This is a genomic window from Terrimonas alba, from assembly GCF_042434975.1.
Taxonomy (GTDB): domain Bacteria; phylum Bacteroidota; class Bacteroidia; order Chitinophagales; family Chitinophagaceae; genus Terrimonas_B; species Terrimonas_B alba.
In genome coordinates this window covers 134733-153452 of sequence record NZ_JBHMQM010000005.1, presented here as the reverse complement: position 1 = coordinate 153452, position 18720 = coordinate 134733, and the positions used below count along the sequence as shown (strand labels likewise).

The following is an 18720-nucleotide window of genomic DNA, read 5'->3' as shown; positions in this document are numbered from 1 at the left end:
CATTTAATCTTATTGACCGCTCATTGCTACAGGAGCAGGAGCAACAGCTTTGGTTGTATCAACTGCTGGTTTTTGAACAGATGGATCTTTATCAGGGAAAGCTGCAAAATATTTTGGCTTCTTAGATAGTATCCAGGCATCAAACTCTTCCTGTGTTTCTACAATTATTTCTCCTCTCATGGTATAGTGACCTCTTCCGCACATTTGGTCACAGGATATTTCGAACATAAAGCCCGGGTTACTGGTTTCTTCACGCATCTGCTTGGTTGTTTTGGTAGGCGTGAACCAAATGCTGGTAGGAGTACCGGGCACGGCATCCATCTTCATCCGGAAATGAGGAAGACCTACGTCGTGAATAACATCTTTGGCGCCAATCACCATTTTGACCGGCTTATTAATTACGAGGTGCATTGGCTCACCGCTTACAAAAATATCATCGTGGTTTGCCGGATCATCCCAAAGCTGCCCCAGCGGATTATTAGCTGCATCATCGATATTCTTATAATATTTCTTTCCTAAGATTTTATCTTTCCCCGGATAGCGGTACTCCCATTTAAACTGGCTGCCTGTTACTTCCACCAGCATCGCATTTTTAGGAGCTTCTCCGGTGATTTTAAACCAATAGAAAATACCAAACCCAACCAATACTGTCAGCGTAATAGCAGGAATTACCGTCCAGATCAATTCCAGCTTATTATTGTGAGGATAATAATAAGCCTTGCGGGTATCAGACTCCTGGTATTTATAGCAGAACCAGAACAAAATGATTTGGGTAATGAAGAATACAATACCGGTAATGGCCAGGGTGATGTAGAGCATATTATCGATATGCACGCCATGGTTGGAAGCCGGTTCACCCAAAATTTTTCCCTTCAGTCTTTCATTGCAATAATAAACACCGATCATTCCGGCAATCAGGAACACCAATAACAGGAAGGCATTGACCTTATTAGTTTGTTTCCTCGATCTCTCTTCGCCCCTCATGATGGCCACATACTCACTGGCCTTTGCAATCTGAAAAGTAATCAGAAAACCCAGTACCAGTATCGCAATGATGAAAAAAGTTTGCATAATCTTTTATTCAGTTATTAGTACTCTATTTTTTGTTTCAAAGGTTTCAGCGGTTTAAAAAGTTTAAGAGGTTAGCGAAACTTATTGAACCTTTTGAACTTGTTAAACTTTTCAACATATTACGTGTGATGAATAATACTTTCTTTAATAAACGGATGATTCTTTGCCAGCAGCGGGAACTTCGCCAATGTTCTCGTCGTTACAAACATGATCAATCCTACAAATCCAAGCGCAACACCAAAATCATATAATATTGCGGGCACAAAAGTTTCTCCGGTTTCTGCATTGGTCAGCGGGCTCGGGAATACCATCTGGAAGAAATCCAGCCAGTGACCCAGCACAATCAACATAGACATAAATGTCATTGTTGTATAATTTCTTTTAGCGTCCTTGCTCATTAAGATAAGAATTGGCGCCACGAAGTTTATAATCAACATGAGCCAGAATATACCGCTATAAATACCTTCAGCCCTGGGTTTGAAATAAACAGTTTCTTCCGGGATATTAGCATACCAGATCAGCATGAATTGGGAGAACCACAGGTAAGTCCAGAAAATGGAAAACGCAAACTGGAATTTTCCAAGATCATGCAGGTGTTCATTATTGGTATAAGGAAGATAGCCGTGGTTTTTAAGATAGATCACAAATAAAGTGATCACAGCAATACCGGCTACAAAAGTGCTGGCAAAAGTGTACCAGCTATACATGGTGCTGTACCAGTGTGCATCGATGCTCATCAACCAAAGCCAGGGTATAGAGGATAATACTGTTAAAGCAAAAACCACCAGGTACAAAGCCGCCCATACCGTATTGGTCCAGATATATTTTTTTCCTTCTTCTACAGATGGCAAAGGATTTTCATCCAGCATGCGGGAACGCTGGCGCATCTTCCAGCCAAGAAAGGTCCACAATACAATTGTCAGTACAGTAACTACTGCAAAAAAACCTTTACTTAAAAAACCTGCTTTGTGCAACAGTGTGGGATCATGTTTTACATGCTCTGCATCAGTCCAGTGATAGATTTCATGATTACCGCCAAATGCTATCGATAATAAAATAACGCCGCATATAACACCCATCACCGGCACGCAGGCTGATACTGCTTCACTCACCCTTCCAAATGCCAGCTGAAAACCACCCCAGCCCAATGTAGTAGCACAGATGAAGAACATAGCAGCATTTACTACCAACAGGAAGTAAACGCTATTTTGCAAGAGGCTACCCCAAAATCTTGCCTGTTGGTGCGGATCACTTTTAGATCCCGACGTTACATACAAACCAATAATTGCCAAGATACCTATTGCCATTAAGACAAAAGACACTGTATTAAACTTCTTTGGTACTATAAAATTTTCCCGGCTTGACATCAGCTTTCTTTTATTTTCTTAATCAAAATCTTATTTCGTTGTTGCTACTGCAGCACTGTCAGCAGCAGGCCCCGCAGTGGTATCCGCAGCAGGAGCTGTCCCACCCGGAAACTGTTTGGACTTTATATACGCTATCACTTCCCAACGCTGCTTTGTATTAAGCTGCGAAGCATAGCTGCCCATCTGTCTTATTCCGTACGTTACAGAATGAAACATGGTTCCTTCCGGCATAGCTTTCATGGCTGGCTCCATAAAGTTTCTCGGAGCTGATGTAAACGGGCCGTTTCCATCTTTCCATAAAGGACCATTGCCATCCAGCTTGGCGCCATGACAAATACCGCAGTTCACCAGGTACAATCTTTCGGCCTCTTTCATATTCACTGAAGCGATGGCTATAGGGCTTTTTATACCAGCCGACTGCACATAACCTGCAGAATCATTTTTCAATGTGTAAGCCATCATATCACCCCGGGCAATTGTTCCTTCCACTGGCCGGCCTGTATAATGAACTTCACCTTCAACCCCGGAAGTCTTTAATCTTTCCTGGGCAGGAGTATAAGTTTCATAAGCCCTGCTATAAGTCATATCTGGTGCATAAGCCCTGCCTGGTTCACGACGTGTACCATCGCAGCTGCTGATTGCAGCGCCGAGAACCACGCATCCAGCTATGATTAGAAATTTCCTTGTCATCATTACTTGTTTATAAAACCGAATTTAAAATTTACGTCCTGCACGTTATCACTGCCGATCAATGTACAGCCTCAACTTTTCTTTCAAAACGAGCCGTATCCTTATCATATCTTCCCAACCACCACCTTGTTTCTTTATATTGTACAGTCACATCCTGGGCCCCAATGCTATTTAAAAAGGCAATGGCTTCCTGCTCGTTTGTTTTATCAGTGCACTCAACCGCCATTACAAATGTGTCGTCAGTTGACCGCAGGTTGAAATGATCCTTCTTTACAAAAGGGGCCAGTTCGCAAAGCCAGCAAAAGGTCAGCACCATTCCTATTGAAGCAAACAGAACTGTCAACTCAAACGTAATAGGTATCCAGGCTGGCAGGGAAAAGAAAGGCTTACCACCAAAGTTCAACGGCCAGTCTGTAGTTAACATCCAGGTAATAAAACCTAAAGCAGTACAGGTACCGGTGATACCGTATATAAAACCGGCGGTATGAAGGCTGGTATCTCTCAATCCCATTTCTTTGTCCAATCCGTGAATGGGAAATGGAGTGAAGACATCATGGATCTTGTAACCTGCCCGGCGAACCTTCTTCACTGCAGGAAACAAAACGGCCTCATCATAAAAATTGCCAACGATAAATTTTTTTACACTCATACCCTAAATCCGCCGGCTGACGGACTATTTAGACTCCGAACTTTGCAAAACTTTACTTTTTCTTCTTTAGTAAAATTCAGAGTTGGTTAAAAAATATTTTACCTATTCTCTTATTTAAACTTTTCAATTCTCAACAGTAACTCCGGCCTAAGTTCCCCCTTTCCTTCGACTTCGCTCAGGACGGGACAGGGGGCTTATGCTCCGTGATCATGTGCATGCCTATGACCAAACTCATCGGTTGTTTCCGCTTCCACTGCATCCATTTTTTCTTTATACACATCGCCGTTTTTCTTCAATATATGTTTGATCTCAGCTATCGCAATAACCGGGAAGAATTTGGAAAACAGGAAATAGCAGGTAAAGAACAATCCAAATGTTCCCAGGTAAAATCCAATTTCCCAAATAGTAGGAGTATAGTAAGTACTCCAGGAGCTTGGCAGGTAATCACGATAAACTGAAGTTACGATGATCACAAAACGTTCGAACCACATGCCGATGTTAACCAGGATGCTCATGAAGAAGGTCACAAACAGGTTTCTTCTCATTTTCTTGAACCAGAAGATTTGCGGCGACAACACGTTACAACCCATCATTAACCAATAGCTCCAGCCATATGGGCTACTCAGGTTGACCCGGTTTTCTTTAAACGCAAACCACTCGTAATCCACATGGCTATACCAGGCCATAAACAATTCCGTGAGATAAGCGATACCAACGATAGAACCTGTCAGGATGATAACCTTATTCATCACTTCGATGTGTTCGATTGTGATATATTCTTCTAATGCTAATACTTTACGGGTGATCAAAAGCAGTGTTTGCACCATCGCAAAACCTGAGAAAACCGCACCCGCTACGAAGTAGGGAGGGAAAATTGTTGTATGCCATCCCGGAACTACAGAGGTAGCGAAGTCGAAGGATACTATCGTGTGAACGGATAATACCAGTGGCGTACTCAACCCGGCCAACACCAATGATAAAGCTTCATGCCTTTGCCAGTGCTTGGTTGAACCTGTCCAGCCAAAAGCAGCAACGCCATAAAACATTTTTCTCCACTTCAGTTTCGCCCTGTCTCTCAAAGTAGCGAGGTCAGGCAATAAACCAGAGTACCAGAATAACAATGATACAGTAAAGTAAGTAGAGATCGCAAATACGTCCCAGAGAAGCGGTGAGTTAAAGTTCACCCACAAAGGACCACGGGTATTTGGATAAGGTAATACAAAGAAAGCATCCCACACCCGGCCCATGTGCCAGATCGGGAACTGGCCGGCGCACATTACCGCGAAAATAGTCATGGCTTCAGCCGCACGGTTCACACCTGTTCTCCATCCCTGGCGAAACAATAGTAAGATCGCAGAGATCAGCGTTCCGGCGTGACCGATACCCACCCACCATACGAAGTTGGTGATATCCCAACCCCAACCGATGGTCTTATTCAGGTTCCACTGTCCCGTTCCGTAGATCACCTCCATCGTAACAGAAACAACACCAAAAAGCAACAGAGCAACAGAAATGATAAAACCAGTCCACCAAAGTTTGGAAGGCTTGGCTTCTACCGGGCGACATATATCTACTGTTATCTGGTGATAATCTTTATCTCCCTCTACCAGTGGTGGCCTTACCTGTGATTCGTATCTGAGTAATCCCATAATTTAAGCTTTGAGCTGTGAATCAGATTCACGAGCTTTTCATTTATTTAGTCAACTATTTTTCTTCTTCGTTGTTCTTTGTTTCCAGCATGAGTGCTACTATCATCGCCTGTTGTGTCACTCACTTCATCGTTCGGTTCGCTATTGAGCAACCCACCCCGGTCGTTTATTATTTAAACATTCCTATACCCGCCCCCCCAGGGAGGGGATGGCTTACTTATTATTGGGGGGAATGAATCCTTATTACTATTTTATAAAAGAACTTCTTTCAATTATAAACCTTTCCGACCTAAGCCCCCTTTAGGGGACAGGCGTTTAATGCGCCGCTTCTTCTTTCTTATGCTCACCGGCAGGAACAGCTGCTTCATGTGCTGCCTCCGCTGCGTGGTGCCCGCCCTTCTCAATTATCTCATCCGTGTTTCTCACCTTGGCGAGGTAGGTAACATTCGGCAATACGTGCAATTGTTCCAGTACATAGAAGCTACGCTGTGGATTGTCGTGACGAATCTTGCTCACCTGGCTTTGTGAATCATGCACGTTGCCAAAGACGATGGCATCACCGGCACAAGCCTGCTGGCAAGCTGTTTTTGCATCGCCGTCGGCCAATACACGTCCTTCTTTCTTAGCTGTCAGCTTAGCTGCCTGTGTACGTTGAATACAGAAGCTACATTTTTCCATCACACCCCTTGAACGAACAGTTACATCAGGATTCAACACCATTCTTGTCAGCTCATCATTCATCTGATGTACTACCGGATCGAATTTACCTACCAGTTGCTGATCCTGATTGTTGGGGAAGCTATCTGCGCCAGTATAGTCGGCCCAGTTGAAACGGCGAACTTTGAATGGGCAGTTATTAGCGCAATATCTTGTACCGATACAACGGTTATAAGCCATCTGGTTGATGCCCTCAGCACTGTGGTTGGTAGCAGCAACAGGACAAACATTCTCACAAGGAGCATTATCACAATGTTGACACATCATCGGCTGGAACACCACCCCTTTCAGATCATCGGGATTTTTTTCGTCACTTACGAAGTAGCGGTCAATACGCAGCCAGTGCATATCGTGATAGCGAAGTACTTCGCTTTTACCAACTACCGGTACATTGTTTTCTGTATGACAGGCCACCACACAAGCACCACAGCCATAGCAGGCATTCATGTCAACTGTCATTCCCCATTTGACCCCCGGCTGCTCATGTTGGCCGTACAGTGTACCTTCTTTGCGGTAGTCATTCTTTTTCTGGAAATCATTGGCATTCTTGCCATATTTTTCTTCCAGGTCCTTACGAAAGTCAGCAATCTCATTGGGGTTCTTCTTAAATGTAGCCAGCGTCGTTTCCCTTACTACTTCTACACGTCCCTCGTAAGAATTATGAATCTGTGTTTGCGCAATCTTTTGTTTTTTCTTTTGATCCGTTATTGTTACGCTTGGAGCAAAATAGTCGATCGTAGTTCCATTGAAAGAAGCAAAAGGATAAACATTTTTACCAACACCTGCTGCAGTTTTACCCAAGCCTTCATTTCTTCCATAACCAACAGCCACAGCAATAGTGCTTGCATTCATTCCGGGGATAACTAGGATGGGCAATTCTACTTCTTTGTTACCAACCGTCAATTTGATAACGGGCTTTTGCGGATAGTATTCGTAATCGTTATCCAATTTAATCCCCAGCTCATTGGCTTTTGCCATTGAGATCAGTGCATAGTTGTCCCAGGTAGCTTTGGAAATTGGATCAGGCAATTCCTGTAACCAGGGGTTAGCAGAACCAGCACCGGTTCCGATAGAGACTTTTTGATACAATACCACCTCATCCTTTCCACCTTTTTTCGCAGCAGCAATAGCGGAAGCAGCCGTTGCAACAGAACCACCGCCATACGCACCAATACCAGCCGCAGCGGGAGCTGTTTCAATAATACCATCCTGCAATGCTTTATCAAAAGCGTCTAATGAACCCAGCTTTGCAGTCCAATAGTTTTTAAAGTAAGTATCGTAATCTGTATTGTTACCACCTGCCTGTCCGGTAGGCAGGCTCCATTTCAATAAAGATGTTTGGAATGGACGTGTTTTAAATAAGGGATAAATAGTAGGCTGAATAAAGCTTATCACACCTGACTTAGGCTCAGCATCACCCCAGCTTTCGAGATAGTGATGAGTTGGAACGATGTAGTTACATAGTTCAGTCGTTTCGTCCATCTTTTCACCAAATGAAACAGACAGTTTCACTTTTTTCAATGCCGCTTTAAATTTATCCGCATCGAAATAGCTATAAGCAGGATTAGCACCGGCAATCAATAAAGCGCCGACTTGTCCGCCATCCATTTGTGCTACCAGGTCAACCAGGTCTTTATCAATTCCCTGGCGGTAGTTTGATGTTACGCTCCAGTCAATTGTTTTACCATAAGCTCCGATAGCATTATTGATAGCGTTGACAATGATCTGAACATTGACATCGTTGCTGCCTGAAATTACTAAACCAGCGCCGCTGTTGGCTTTTAAATCAGCAGCCACTTTTGCAATACCGGCTTTCAGCTTTGCATCCGCTAATGCAGGAGCGGCAACGGAACCATCCAACGCCGCTAATAAGGCAAGAGCCACGGCACCTGTCTCGGAAGGGCGATGTGTAAACCGCTCGTCGGCGCTACCACCTGTCGTACTTAAATAACCTTCAAACTGGTAGTGCTTACTCATCTGCGGGTTCTTCTCATCTATCTTTCTTCCTTTTCCATAACCCACCGCATTTTCTACCGGGTTCAGCCAGCTGCCGAGAAAATCAGCACCCAGGCTCACAATTACTTTGGCCGCATCGAACTTATAAGTAGGTAAGTTTCTCCCAAATCCGCTTGCTTCATTGGCCAGCAACATACCGCTATAGGAAACAGCATCGGCCTGTACATGTTTGCTTCCGGGGTATTTTGCTAAAAACTCAGCAATGATTTGTTTGGTAGAAGGAGAAATGACTGTGCTTGTTAACAATACAACAGCACCACCGGCAGCGGCCAGGCCTTCAGCAATTGTTTTATCGACAAATTCGTAAGTAGTTTCTTCAAATTTTTCACCCACTTTTCTCTTGGGGTGAGTAATGCGATACATATCATACAGGTCAAGCACGGATGCCTGTGCACGAGCTGACGTACCACCCTTTGTATAAGAGCTCAACGTATTTCCTTCAATCTTAATGGGGCGCCCGTCTCTCACTTTTGCCAGGATCGAAATAGCATCACCATCCTGTACATACGTTGTAGCGTAATATTTTGCTTCGCCGGGAATAATATTTTCAGGTCGGTTGGCAAAAGGAATTGCTCTACGAACCGGCATTTTACAACTGGCCGCCAGTGTAGCGGCAGCGGTACTAAAACCCAGGTATTTTAAGAAATCCCTGCGGGGAGCTTTGGCATCAAGCAGACCTTTTTCATCGAGGTCTTCAAAAGGCAATTCTTCCCGAAATTCATCCGTTACCTTCTGTTGAAAATTCTCCGGATCATTAACTTGTCCAAATCCTTGCCAGTATTGTTTCATAATACCCTAAATCCGCCGCGGCGGACTATTTAGTTCTCTGAGCTTACCAATTACTTTACTTTTTGCAAATACCCTAAACTCAGAGGTGATTAAAAAATATTTCAAACTTATAAACGGTCTCCTTAAGCCTCCGCTGCGGCGGAGATTTGGGGGTTAATAGTGACATTTTTGACATTCCAGGCCGCCGATATCTTTTACCGTTACACTATCCATTTTACCCGCTTTGATATCGTTATGGAACTTTTCATAAATGCTGTAGAACTTGTTGCCTTTAGTACTGTCGTAGTTAAAGTCAACCTTTGTATTGCGGTGACAGTTGATACACCAGCCCATACTCAGTTCTGAGAACTGTTTTACTTCATCCATTTCAGGAATATTTCCATGGCAGGTCTGGCATTGTACATTACCTGCTTTGGTATGTTGTGAGTGGTTGAAATAAACATGGTCTGGCATGTTGTGAATTCTTACCCACTCAATCGGCTTGGCTTTGGAAGGATCCCAGGCATTGGGATTTTTAGGATCAAAGCCGGCGTATTTATGCAGCTTGGCAATCTCGGCGGTACCATTTATTTCCCGGCCATCGTTATCGTAAAGCTTGGGACCTTTTTCATAAGTAGTAATGTTTTTATGGCAGTTCATACAAACATTCACCGAAGGAATAGTAGCTGATTTGCCTTCAAAGGCATTACCGTGGCAATACAAACAGTTGATCTGGTTGATGCCGGCATGCACTTTATGTGAATAGTAAATAGGTTGAACAGGTTGGTAATTCGTTTGTCTTTGCAAACCGATGGCGCCTTTAGTAACAAAATAACCGCCTACAATAAAGAAGAGCACGGCCGCCATGGCGATATAGATCTTATTCTTATAAAAAGGAACAGGCTCGGGACGCTGAATGCCTTCTGCATCGTCCGACATTTTTTTCAGGTTGCTGTTTACCTGCATTAATATCAATGCGATGATTGCCAGAATCAGAGAGATAACACCGAAGATGATAGCGTTTTGGTTGCCGCTTGTTTCGGTTGCTGCAGTTGTTGTTCCGGTAGTGCCCTCACCAGACGCCTTTTTTGCAACTTCACCATTAATATAACTTACAATAGCAGTAACGTCTTCCAATTTTACGTCAGGAAAACCGGTCATCAAGGAACCAAATTTTGCTTTAAGACCCTGGGTGTAGTCATCTTTAGCCATATATCCACCGGGATTATTGATCCAGGCCAGCAATTCCTTATGGTCAGCCCATTTGTGCCTGTCTTCTAATCCACCCAATGCAGGACCAGTTCCATCTTTAAAAACGTTGTGACAACTGGCACACTTGCTCATAAATAATGTCTTTCCATCCTGGGCTGAAACATTAATAGCGGAAAAAACAAATAGCGAAAGAAGAAAGAGTGTCAGTCTTGAGATCTTTGGTTTACAAGGAATCATAGCCGCAATTAATCTGAAAAAATGTGGATAAATATCTTTAACCGGTTGCAAAAATAAGCCACGAACTTAACAAAAGGCCAACACTCTTAAAAAAATTTTAACCCGCTACCAGCCTGCGTTTCAGCGGATTTATAAAGATTTTTTTTAATTGTCCAAAATTGTTTGTCATAAATTCGTCAACCACTTTAACAAGTTTAGAAACACAGCATCTGACTTGTTAATGTTCTTTTTCTCACATTTGCACAGCACTCGTGTAAGGCACTCGCAAAACGAGATCACGGGAAAAAGAAAACTTTTCATTTGTACCAGCTGATACCTTATATATAATGTTTGAACGTTTACAAAAAAAATGGAGAGTTGATGGCCTTCAGCTAGTGCTAATATTGTGCACGTTTGCCATAGGTGGCAGCCTTACGGGGTACAGCGGTAAAAAGCTAATGAACCTTTTGCCGATAGAACAGGGAGCTTTGTGGTTAGTGGTTTATATATTAGTAGTTACTTTATTATGGCCATTAGCCGTATTGCTGGTGAGTGTGCCTTTTGGCCAATTTCGTTTTTTCACCAATTATTTAAGAAAAATGGGCAATAGAATGGGCATAGGAAGTCAAAAGGAAAAAGGAAAAAGTGAAATCCCGGACATCCGGCAACCAGTAACCAGCAACCAACATCCTGTTCATGTCGCTATTTTTGCTTCAGGTGCCGGATCAAATGCACAAAAGATCATTGATCATTTCAAAATCAGCGATTATATTAAAATATCGCTTATCGTTTGCAACAAGCCCGGAGCCGGAGTTTTGAATATCGCCGTTAATGAACGTATTCCTTCCTTATTAATAGACAAAGAAAAATTCTTCCGTGGCGACGCCTACCTGGTCCAGCTGAAAGAATATAAAATTGATTTTATTGTATTAGCCGGTTTCTTATGGAAAGTACCTGATCTGCTGATACAAGCTTATCCCGGAAAAATTGTCAATATCCATCCCGCCCTTTTACCAAAATATGGCGGTAAAGGCATGTACGGCCAGCATGTACATGAAGCGGTGATTGCCGCCGGGGAAAAAGAAAGCGGAATCACCATTCACTTTGTAGACGGTCATTACGATAACGGTGATATTATTTTCCAGGCAACTTGTCCGGTATTAGAACATGACAATTCCTCCACGTTGGCCAATCGTATTCATCAACTGGAGCACCGGCATTATCCCAAAGTGGTAGAAGATGTAATAGTTCAACAGGTTCCTCATTAATGATTTGGTAGTTTATTTTTTCATCCGTAATTTTTTGTGAAAACACCAATACATTATCCATTTAAAAATAGATCAATGAAACGTCCTTGTAAATTTTACTCAAAGGGAGAATGTTTATAGGCGTTCCATCTGGCCGAAAAAATAAAAAATAAACAGATGAAACACTTGCTTGTCCTTTTCGTTTTTACATTTTTAGTAAAACTTTCTTTTTCACAACTTTTAAAAGAGGCAAGCCCTGAATTCGCAGGCATGTCATCAGAAAGACTAAAACGAATCGATAAGGTTTTACAGGAATATGTTGACAAGAAATGGATAGCGGGTGGAAGTGCGATCATCGCAAGGAATGGCAAAATAGTTTACTACAAAGCAACTGGCTATGATGATACGAAAAATAAAATATCCCTGAAACGGGATGCAATTTTCCGGATTGCCTCGCAAACAAAAGCCATTACCAGCGTTGCCATCATGATGTTGTACGAAGAAGGAAAAATCTTACTAAGGGACCCGGTTTCAAAATACATTCCTGAATATAAAAACCAGCAGGTACTCGACAAATTCAATGCAGCCGATACCACTTATACTACCGTGCCGGCTAAACGGGATATCACCATTCATGATCTGCTCACCCATACCTCGGGCATTGGCTATGCGCAGATCGGTAGTAAAGAAGCTACTGCCATCTATGCAAAAAATGGAATTGTAGGAGGTATTGGTGTAGGAAAAATTTTGCTGGCTGATAAAATGAAAAAACTGGGCTCTTTGCCACTGCTTCATCAGCCGGGTGATCAATGGACCTATGGCTTAAATACAGATCTGCTGGGCTACCTGGTAGAAGTAGTAAGCGGTATGAGTCTCGCCGATTTTTTCAGCAAAAGAATATTTGAGCCATTGGGCATGAAAGACACCTATTTTTATTTACCCAAAGAAAAACACAATCGCCTCGTCACGCTGTACACCGAAGATTCGCTAAGGCGGGTGGTAAAAGCAGCTGATGTCTTTGATATAAAAGGTGAGTTCAACAGCGATTATCCAAATACAGAAGGCACTTATTTCTCCGGTGGCGGCGGATTATCTTCCACTGCGATGGATTATGCCATCTTTATGCAGATGTTATTAAATGGCGGTGAGTATAATGGCAAGCGAATCTTAAGCCGTGCATCGGTCAATATGATGACCGTTAGCCAGTATGATAAGCTGAACTGGCCCGATAATAAAATGGGTCTCGGCTTTGGCATACATACAGAAAAAAGTTTGGCTAATTCGCCGCTTTCTCCCGGCTCTTATGAGTGGGGCGGCATGTTTAGCTCTTCGTATTGGATAGATCCCAAAGAAAAGATTGTAGCGCAACTGTTCCTGAATCAATACCCGCAAAGCCATGGGGAAATACATGATAAATTCAAGATATTGGTGTACCAGGCATTGAAATAGTTACCAGTTGCTTGTTTCTGGTTTGCGGCCACTGGTAACTGGAAACCGGTAACAGATTTACCATTCATTTTGCAGTTTGTTTCGTTACTTGCCTCACTAATCATTTGCCTTTGGGACTTCGAATTTTACAAATAACCGTTTTTGTTTTTTTATTTCTATTTTTTAAAACAATCCCGGTTGTCGCTCAATATAAGATCAGGGGTACAGTGTACGACAGCACCAGGACATATCCTGTTGGGTTCGTAAGCGTATTATCCACTTCCGGAAAAGGAACGGTAACGAATGTGTATGGCGAGTATGAGATTGAGGTCGCAGAAAAAGATTCTATTTGGTTTAGCTATCTGAATAAGCCCACGGTTAAATTTCCTGTACTAAAAATTGCAACGCCGCTGAGTTTCGATATTTCATTGCAAGTGAATGTGCCGGTATTAAAAGAAGTAAAAATAAGGCCGCGTAACTACAGGCAGGATTCGATACAAAACCGCGAAGATTATGCAAAAATTTTCAATTACCAGAAACCGGGACTGAGTGTCGTCACGCCACAATATGGCGTGGGGGCTGGCTTTGATCTCAACGAAATCATCAATGTTTTTCGCTTCAGGCGAAACAGGAACATGCAGTCATTCCAAAAAAGATTGCTGGCACAGGAACAGGAGAAGTTTGTTGACCACCGGTTTAATAAAGGATTAGTAAGAAGGCTTACTGCTTTCACTGACAATACGCTTGACAGCTTTATGCGCATCTATCGGCCATCCTATATATTTACGATGCTGGCAGGTGATTATGACTTTCAGAAATATATTAAAGATGCTGCGGAAAGATTTAAGAAAGGCCTGCCGCCTGACCCAATATGGACTGAAGAACCGGAACCAGAAGAATAAATACACGAAAAAGAAGCTGCCTTAAAAATATTTTCTCGCCATTGAAGACAAAGAATGCAACAATGTGAAAACTATTCATTCTTCTTTGCGTCGCATTTGACTTTGCGTTCGTTGCCTGCCTACCGCAGGAAGGCGTGAAATTATTGAACTTAAGACAGCTTCTTTTTAACCATCGATTGTTATTAATAACCATTGGACGTTGTCGTAGCTGTAGATCTTTTCTTAAACATATTGCCAACGCCCTTTATTTCTTTGTCTAAGAAATCTTTACCACGCTGACGTAAATCACTTTTCTGTTCTGCTGACATTTTTGAATATCGATAAGCACCATAAGCTGCGGCGGCTGCCAAAAGCAAGCCTATTCCTTTTGCTGTTTGCATAAATGATATTTTTAAGTTTATAAATCCTTTACAACAGTAACTTTTATAAATATCATGCCGCAATCGGTAATTGTTTATAACTCGTTTTGCTTTTTAAAATTGTCTTAGCGGGCCTGGCTATGCTATTCCATCTTGAGTGGCGAATTTTCTACATTTACCAGCTATCCTATAGAAGAAATAATCAAACCAGGCATGCTGAATTTATTCGTATTTTTCAAACCCCAACACAACAAAGGCTTATGGAACAAACAACATTAGGTATTGGCACCCGGCTGCAACATACACATTACGGACCCGGTGTGATCGTAGGTATCCGTTATGCTACTTATCTTATCTCCTTTATCAATCATGGCATAAAAGAGATTGATAAAACCGATGAGAAACTGGATGAGATCATTCCTGAAAATGTAACAGAGGAAATAGAAACCCATTCGGATGTTGAACGGTCTCTATTAAAAATTCTTCGTATGTGGGGTGGCTTCACAGAAACTGTACCGCTGGGTGAAAAATGGATAAAAGGAATGCTGTTGATACAACCCGCTGATAAAAGTTTGAAACCAAAAGAAATTCCCATCGACGATTTTTTCCATAAAATAGTAATGCTGCGTGATCGTCTCCGGGTGCTGGAACAAAACATCAACAGCAATAAAAAACTCAGTGACGAAGAAAAAGTGAATATCCAGCAATATATTACCCGTTGCTATGGCTCCCTGACCACTTTCAATGTGTTATTTAAAAATAAAGAGCATTGGTTTGTGGGTGAAAAAGGCAGTAAAGAGGATTAATTCCTCTGGTTATATTTTCATTTACTGCTTTCGGCATCTTAGCTCAAGTGAAAGAATAGAAGCATTCGGTTGGCGGTGTACAAAGTAGCGAAAGGGAAAAATAAAGGAGTAAAATTTTAAAATTACTCAAAGGAATAAACTAACCTGAAATCTATATATTCAGCTATATGGCGGTGCGCTTTCAGGTTCAATCCCATGCCTATATGTTTGTTCGCCTGGAAATGAATTCCCCAACAGTGAAACAACGCGTCATAATAGGGAGTCTGATCAAAAAGATAGACGCCGAGTCGTTGATTGAACCTAAATTTCCCTAATAAAAATTCATGTCCGCCCAACAGCCCTGCTCTTATGGGGCTTGCTTCTGCACTATCCTTCTTCAGTTTCAGGTAAAGCGAACGATCACCGGTGATCTCCATGCCAACTGTAAGGGCATTAATCCTTCCTACCAGCCTGGCTGCCTGTAATTGTAAACCAAGCAGGAGCACTCTTTTGCTTTGGCTACTATCCTGTACCCAACGTCTCGGCATTCCAAACAACCCGATATCCCATCGGAATGACCGGCTTTTCCAATATTTATCTGTTGAACGTTTACCGGAAAAATAGGGCATCGGATGGGGCGTGTAATTTATGGCCAGTCCCGCCGTGGGCCAGTTGATACCTTTGTTGGGTTCACGCATGCCGCCATTTGAAATGTGCTGATAATTGATTGAAGGATTGATCCACCATTTATCATGTAAGCGGATCCAAATTCCCGTCCCTGCCAATAAGTATCCGCTCACAGCACTGCTGTAGGACAAGTTACCGGGATTCCGGTCAGGGTGCTGGGGCCTGGTTAAATAAGCAAGGCCTGCCGCACCTTTAAAAGAGAAAAAAATATGTTTGCCCAGTCTATAAGAAGGTTCGAGAAAATAAGCGGAAGCTATGCCGCTGCCTAAAACTTTATTATCATAATTATAATAGGCAAGCAGTAAACCTTTTCTTGGATAGCAATTGCAAAGATCCCACGACTTCCGGTCATTTCGTTGCCAACTCAGCAGGATTTCCGCACCGTAAGGATAAGAACCTTTGGTATTTTCGACTGCTTCTGAATGGGCAAAAATAAAACCATATTGACCGCCCACACCCAGGTTGAAAATATTTGTCTTCGAAGCAATGGCCGGTCTATGAAGCCTTCCTGTATCCTGTGACAAGCATGGAAATAGCAACAACAAAAAAATAAAAAGTAAAGCCATGTTTTTCATACAGGCCTTTTGAACTACAAAATTAGCCAATATGCAAGCCGCAGGCATATTCTTTTATCACAGTAATCTGCAGGCCATTTTTAAAGTCGTCTACCAACGCAGGATGAACCACCGTTGTTCCCGACAAAATATTTCTGTTTCTTTTCTTTCATTATCTTGAGTGGATGAAATGGTTATTTATTTCACTGCTATTTCCTTTGGCAACGACTGCCCAGCAATCCGACTGCGATATATTGATCAAAAATGGAAAAATTATTGATGGAACAGGCAATAATTGGTTTTACGGAGACGTAGCGGTAAAAGATGGAAAGATTGCTGCCATTGGAAGGCAGTTGAATTTCTCTTCGGCAAAAATAATCGATGCCACCGGTCATATTGTCGCTCCTGGCTTTATTGATGTACATACGCATATTGAAGAAGATGAAGTAAAGGATCCGCTGGCGCAAAGCTTTATTTATGATGGCGTGACAACAACCATCACTGGTAATTGCGGTTTATCAAATACTGATATTGGCAAATACCTCGGTTTTATCGATTCACTGAAACCTTCTATAAATGTAGCCACGTTGATTGGTCACAATGATGTACGCAAAGCAGTCATGGGCCGGGCTAATCGTGATGCCACTCCCGCAGAACAATGTCAAATGGATAGTTTGGTTGATAAGGCTATGCGTGATGGAGCAGTTGGTTTGTCAACAGGATTAATTTATATACCCGGCACTTATACCAAAACACCGGAGATCGTTTCACTGGCAAAACAAGCTGCGAAATATAACGGAGTTTATGCTACGCACATGCGGGACGAAGGCGATAAAGTAACGGAAGCAATTGAAGAAGCCCTTACCATCGGCCGTGAAGCAAAGATCCCGGTTGAAATATCCCATTTCAAACTCAGCGGTCAGCAAAACTGGGGACGAAGCAAGGAAACAATTGCTTTGATAAAAAAAGCAAGAGAAGAAGGCATTGAAGTCACCATTGATCAATATCCCTATACCGCCAGCAGTACGTCTATCAGCACTTTAATACCGGATGAAATACTGGCGGATGGGCAGGATTCCATCAAGGCGAGATTGCTACGACCGGAAATAAAAAAGTATGTCATCCAACAAATGCTCAGCCGCCTGAAGAAAAGAAAACTTAAACATTTCAGTTATGCCGTAGTTGCTTTTCACAAAGCAGACACCACGTATAATGGTAAAAGCATAGAAGAAATTAATTTACTGAAGGGAAGAAAACATAAAGCCAAAGCCGAAGCTGAAACAGTGATAGACATTATGATCAATGGCGGCGCCAGCGCCGTATTCCATGGCATGGGAGAAGATGATGTGAAATACATCATGCAATATCCGTTCAATATGTTTGCGAGTGATGCCAGCATCCGCATCTTTAATGCCGGGATGCCTCATCCGAGAGGCTATGGTACCAATGCAAGAGTGTTGGGTAAATATGTACGGGATGAGAAAGTTATTTCTTTAGAAGAAGTGATTCGCCGGATGACCTCCTTACCTGCGCAAAAGTTTCAGTTAAACAACAGGGGATTGCTACGGCAAGGCTATGCTGCGGACATCGTCATCTTTAGCGACAAAGAAGTAAGTGATATGGCTACATTTGAAAAACCACATGCATACGCTAAAGGCTTTCACTATGTATTAGTAAATGGAGTAATGACAGTGGAAAATGAAAAGCATACAGGTGCAAGAGCCGGCAAAGCGTTATATGGTGCGGGTCACAAATAATATTTATCAATCTCTTCCTGAAGCCTGAAGGTTTCTTGTTTTTTTGAATTAATCAAAAAATCTCTCCGCCATCATAGCATTTATTTATGTGCTTTGGGTGACTCCTCTAGTTTCACCGACAGTGGTCCGTTACCAGCAATCAAAAAATAAATCAGTAAGAGCAGCACTACTATTGAAATCAACAGCTCTGAATAAGGTTTCATGGCATCACCAGGCATGTTAATCAAAAAAATAGCTCCAAGAAGTATCGGAATTTGGATGAGGCAGGCAAATCGGGTCAACACGCCCAGCACCAGGAAAATGCCTCCCAGTATGTGAGCAAAAACAATGATGTGACCAATTAAGATATAAGCGAAGGAACCAAAAGAAGTTTTGATGGACATTAAGCTGACAAGATCGCTCATGTTGTAGAGAAAGTCGATGCCCTTATAAACAAGAAATATACCCAAAGCAATACGTATGATATCCATCCATCTCGGGTGATGCCTTTCACCCCAATATTCAAGGCGGTGCAGGAGATCCATATGGCATATTTTTAGGTAATAAAAAAGAACTCACTTAAAGTTACAGCTATTCCCTGATTTCATCAATGGCAGAATCTCTCTATTAATTGCACTTTCTGCTTTCCCGCAGCTACATCAAAAAA

At 42.3% G+C, this 18720-nt stretch carries 15 protein-coding genes; 5 read left to right on the top strand and 10 right to left on the bottom strand.

The genetic code is table 11. The annotated features are described in order from the left end of the window. Positions 1 to 9: 9 nt before the first annotated feature. The 7 genes from ACFEL9_RS15570 to ACFEL9_RS15540 form a co-directional block, all read right to left on the bottom strand. Positions 10 to 1071, bottom strand: coding sequence for a cytochrome c oxidase subunit II (locus ACFEL9_RS15570; protein WP_385891854.1), 1062 nt, complete (start codon positions 1069 to 1071; stop codon positions 10 to 12). A gap of 119 nt (positions 1072 to 1190) precedes the next feature. Then, positions 1191 to 2438, bottom strand: a complete 1248-nt coding sequence (locus tag ACFEL9_RS15565; protein WP_385891852.1) for a quinol:cytochrome C oxidoreductase — start codon at positions 2436 to 2438, stop codon at positions 1191 to 1193. A gap of 30 nt (positions 2439 to 2468) precedes the next feature. Then, complete coding sequence (locus tag ACFEL9_RS15560) at positions 2469 to 3128, bottom strand: c-type cytochrome (protein ID WP_385891849.1); 660 nt, start codon at positions 3126 to 3128, stop codon at positions 2469 to 2471. A gap of 58 nt (positions 3129 to 3186) precedes the next feature. Then, entirely contained in the window at positions 3187 to 3777 is a 591-nt protein-coding gene (locus ACFEL9_RS15555) for a DUF3341 domain-containing protein (protein WP_385891847.1), read from the bottom strand. Between the two features lie 194 nt (positions 3778 to 3971). After that, positions 3972 to 5426 carry an NrfD/PsrC family molybdoenzyme membrane anchor subunit gene (gene nrfD, locus ACFEL9_RS15550; protein WP_385891844.1) on the bottom strand — a complete coding sequence of 485 codons (1455 nt, stop codon included), beginning with the start codon at positions 5424 to 5426 and terminating at the stop codon, positions 3972 to 3974. A 315-nt stretch (positions 5427 to 5741) separates the two neighbouring features. Then, complete coding sequence (locus tag ACFEL9_RS15545; protein WP_385891841.1) at positions 5742 to 8948, bottom strand: TAT-variant-translocated molybdopterin oxidoreductase; 3207 nt, start codon at positions 8946 to 8948, stop codon at positions 5742 to 5744. A 153-nt stretch (positions 8949 to 9101) separates the two neighbouring features. Further along, entirely contained in the window at positions 9102 to 10376 is a 1275-nt protein-coding gene (locus tag ACFEL9_RS15540) for a c-type cytochrome (RefSeq protein WP_385891838.1), read from the bottom strand. 326 nt (positions 10377 to 10702) lie between these two features. On the opposite strand from ACFEL9_RS15540, the gene purN reads away from it, so the two are divergent. The 3 genes from purN to ACFEL9_RS15525 all read left to right on the top strand — a co-directional run bounded on the left by purN (position 10703) and on the right by ACFEL9_RS15525 (position 13932). Beyond that, entirely contained in the window at positions 10703 to 11623 is a 921-nt protein-coding gene (purN, locus tag ACFEL9_RS15535) for a phosphoribosylglycinamide formyltransferase (protein WP_385891837.1), read from the top strand. Positions 11624 to 11779: 156 nt separating this feature from the next. Further along, positions 11780 to 13051, top strand: a complete 1272-nt coding sequence (locus tag ACFEL9_RS15530) for a serine hydrolase domain-containing protein (RefSeq protein WP_385891834.1) — start codon at positions 11780 to 11782, stop codon at positions 13049 to 13051. A gap of 110 nt (positions 13052 to 13161) precedes the next feature. Continuing rightward, positions 13162 to 13932 (top strand): peptidase associated/transthyretin-like domain-containing protein, encoded by a 771-nt coding sequence (locus tag ACFEL9_RS15525; protein WP_385891832.1) that lies wholly within the window; start codon positions 13162 to 13164, stop codon positions 13930 to 13932. A 182-nt stretch (positions 13933 to 14114) separates the two neighbouring features. Here ACFEL9_RS15525 and ACFEL9_RS15520 read toward each other — a convergent pair whose 3' ends face one another. Next, positions 14115 to 14312, bottom strand: a complete 198-nt coding sequence (locus ACFEL9_RS15520; RefSeq protein WP_385891829.1) for a hypothetical protein — start codon at positions 14310 to 14312, stop codon at positions 14115 to 14117. A 239-nt stretch (positions 14313 to 14551) separates the two neighbouring features. Here ACFEL9_RS15520 and ACFEL9_RS15515 point away from each other — a divergent pair, with 239 nt between their 5' ends. Then, positions 14552 to 15097, top strand: a complete 546-nt coding sequence (locus tag ACFEL9_RS15515; RefSeq protein ID WP_385891826.1) for a DUF8685 domain-containing protein — start codon at positions 14552 to 14554, stop codon at positions 15095 to 15097. A 122-nt stretch (positions 15098 to 15219) separates the two neighbouring features. Here the strand turns inward: ACFEL9_RS15515 and ACFEL9_RS15510 are convergent, their stop codons facing one another. After that, complete coding sequence (locus ACFEL9_RS15510) at positions 15220 to 16329, bottom strand: acyloxyacyl hydrolase (RefSeq protein WP_385891824.1); 1110 nt, start codon at positions 16327 to 16329, stop codon at positions 15220 to 15222. A gap of 173 nt (positions 16330 to 16502) precedes the next feature. On the opposite strand from ACFEL9_RS15510, the gene ACFEL9_RS15505 reads away from it, so the two are divergent. Further along, positions 16503 to 18074: an N-acyl-D-amino-acid deacylase family protein gene (locus ACFEL9_RS15505; protein WP_385891822.1), complete on the top strand. Its 1572-nt coding sequence runs from the start codon at positions 16503 to 16505 to the stop codon at positions 18072 to 18074. Between the two features lie 80 nt (positions 18075 to 18154). On the opposite strand, the gene ACFEL9_RS15500 is transcribed toward ACFEL9_RS15505, so the two are convergent. After that, entirely contained in the window at positions 18155 to 18598 is a 444-nt protein-coding gene (locus tag ACFEL9_RS15500; RefSeq protein ID WP_385891819.1) for a DoxX family protein, read from the bottom strand. Positions 18599 to 18720 lie beyond the last annotated feature (122 nt).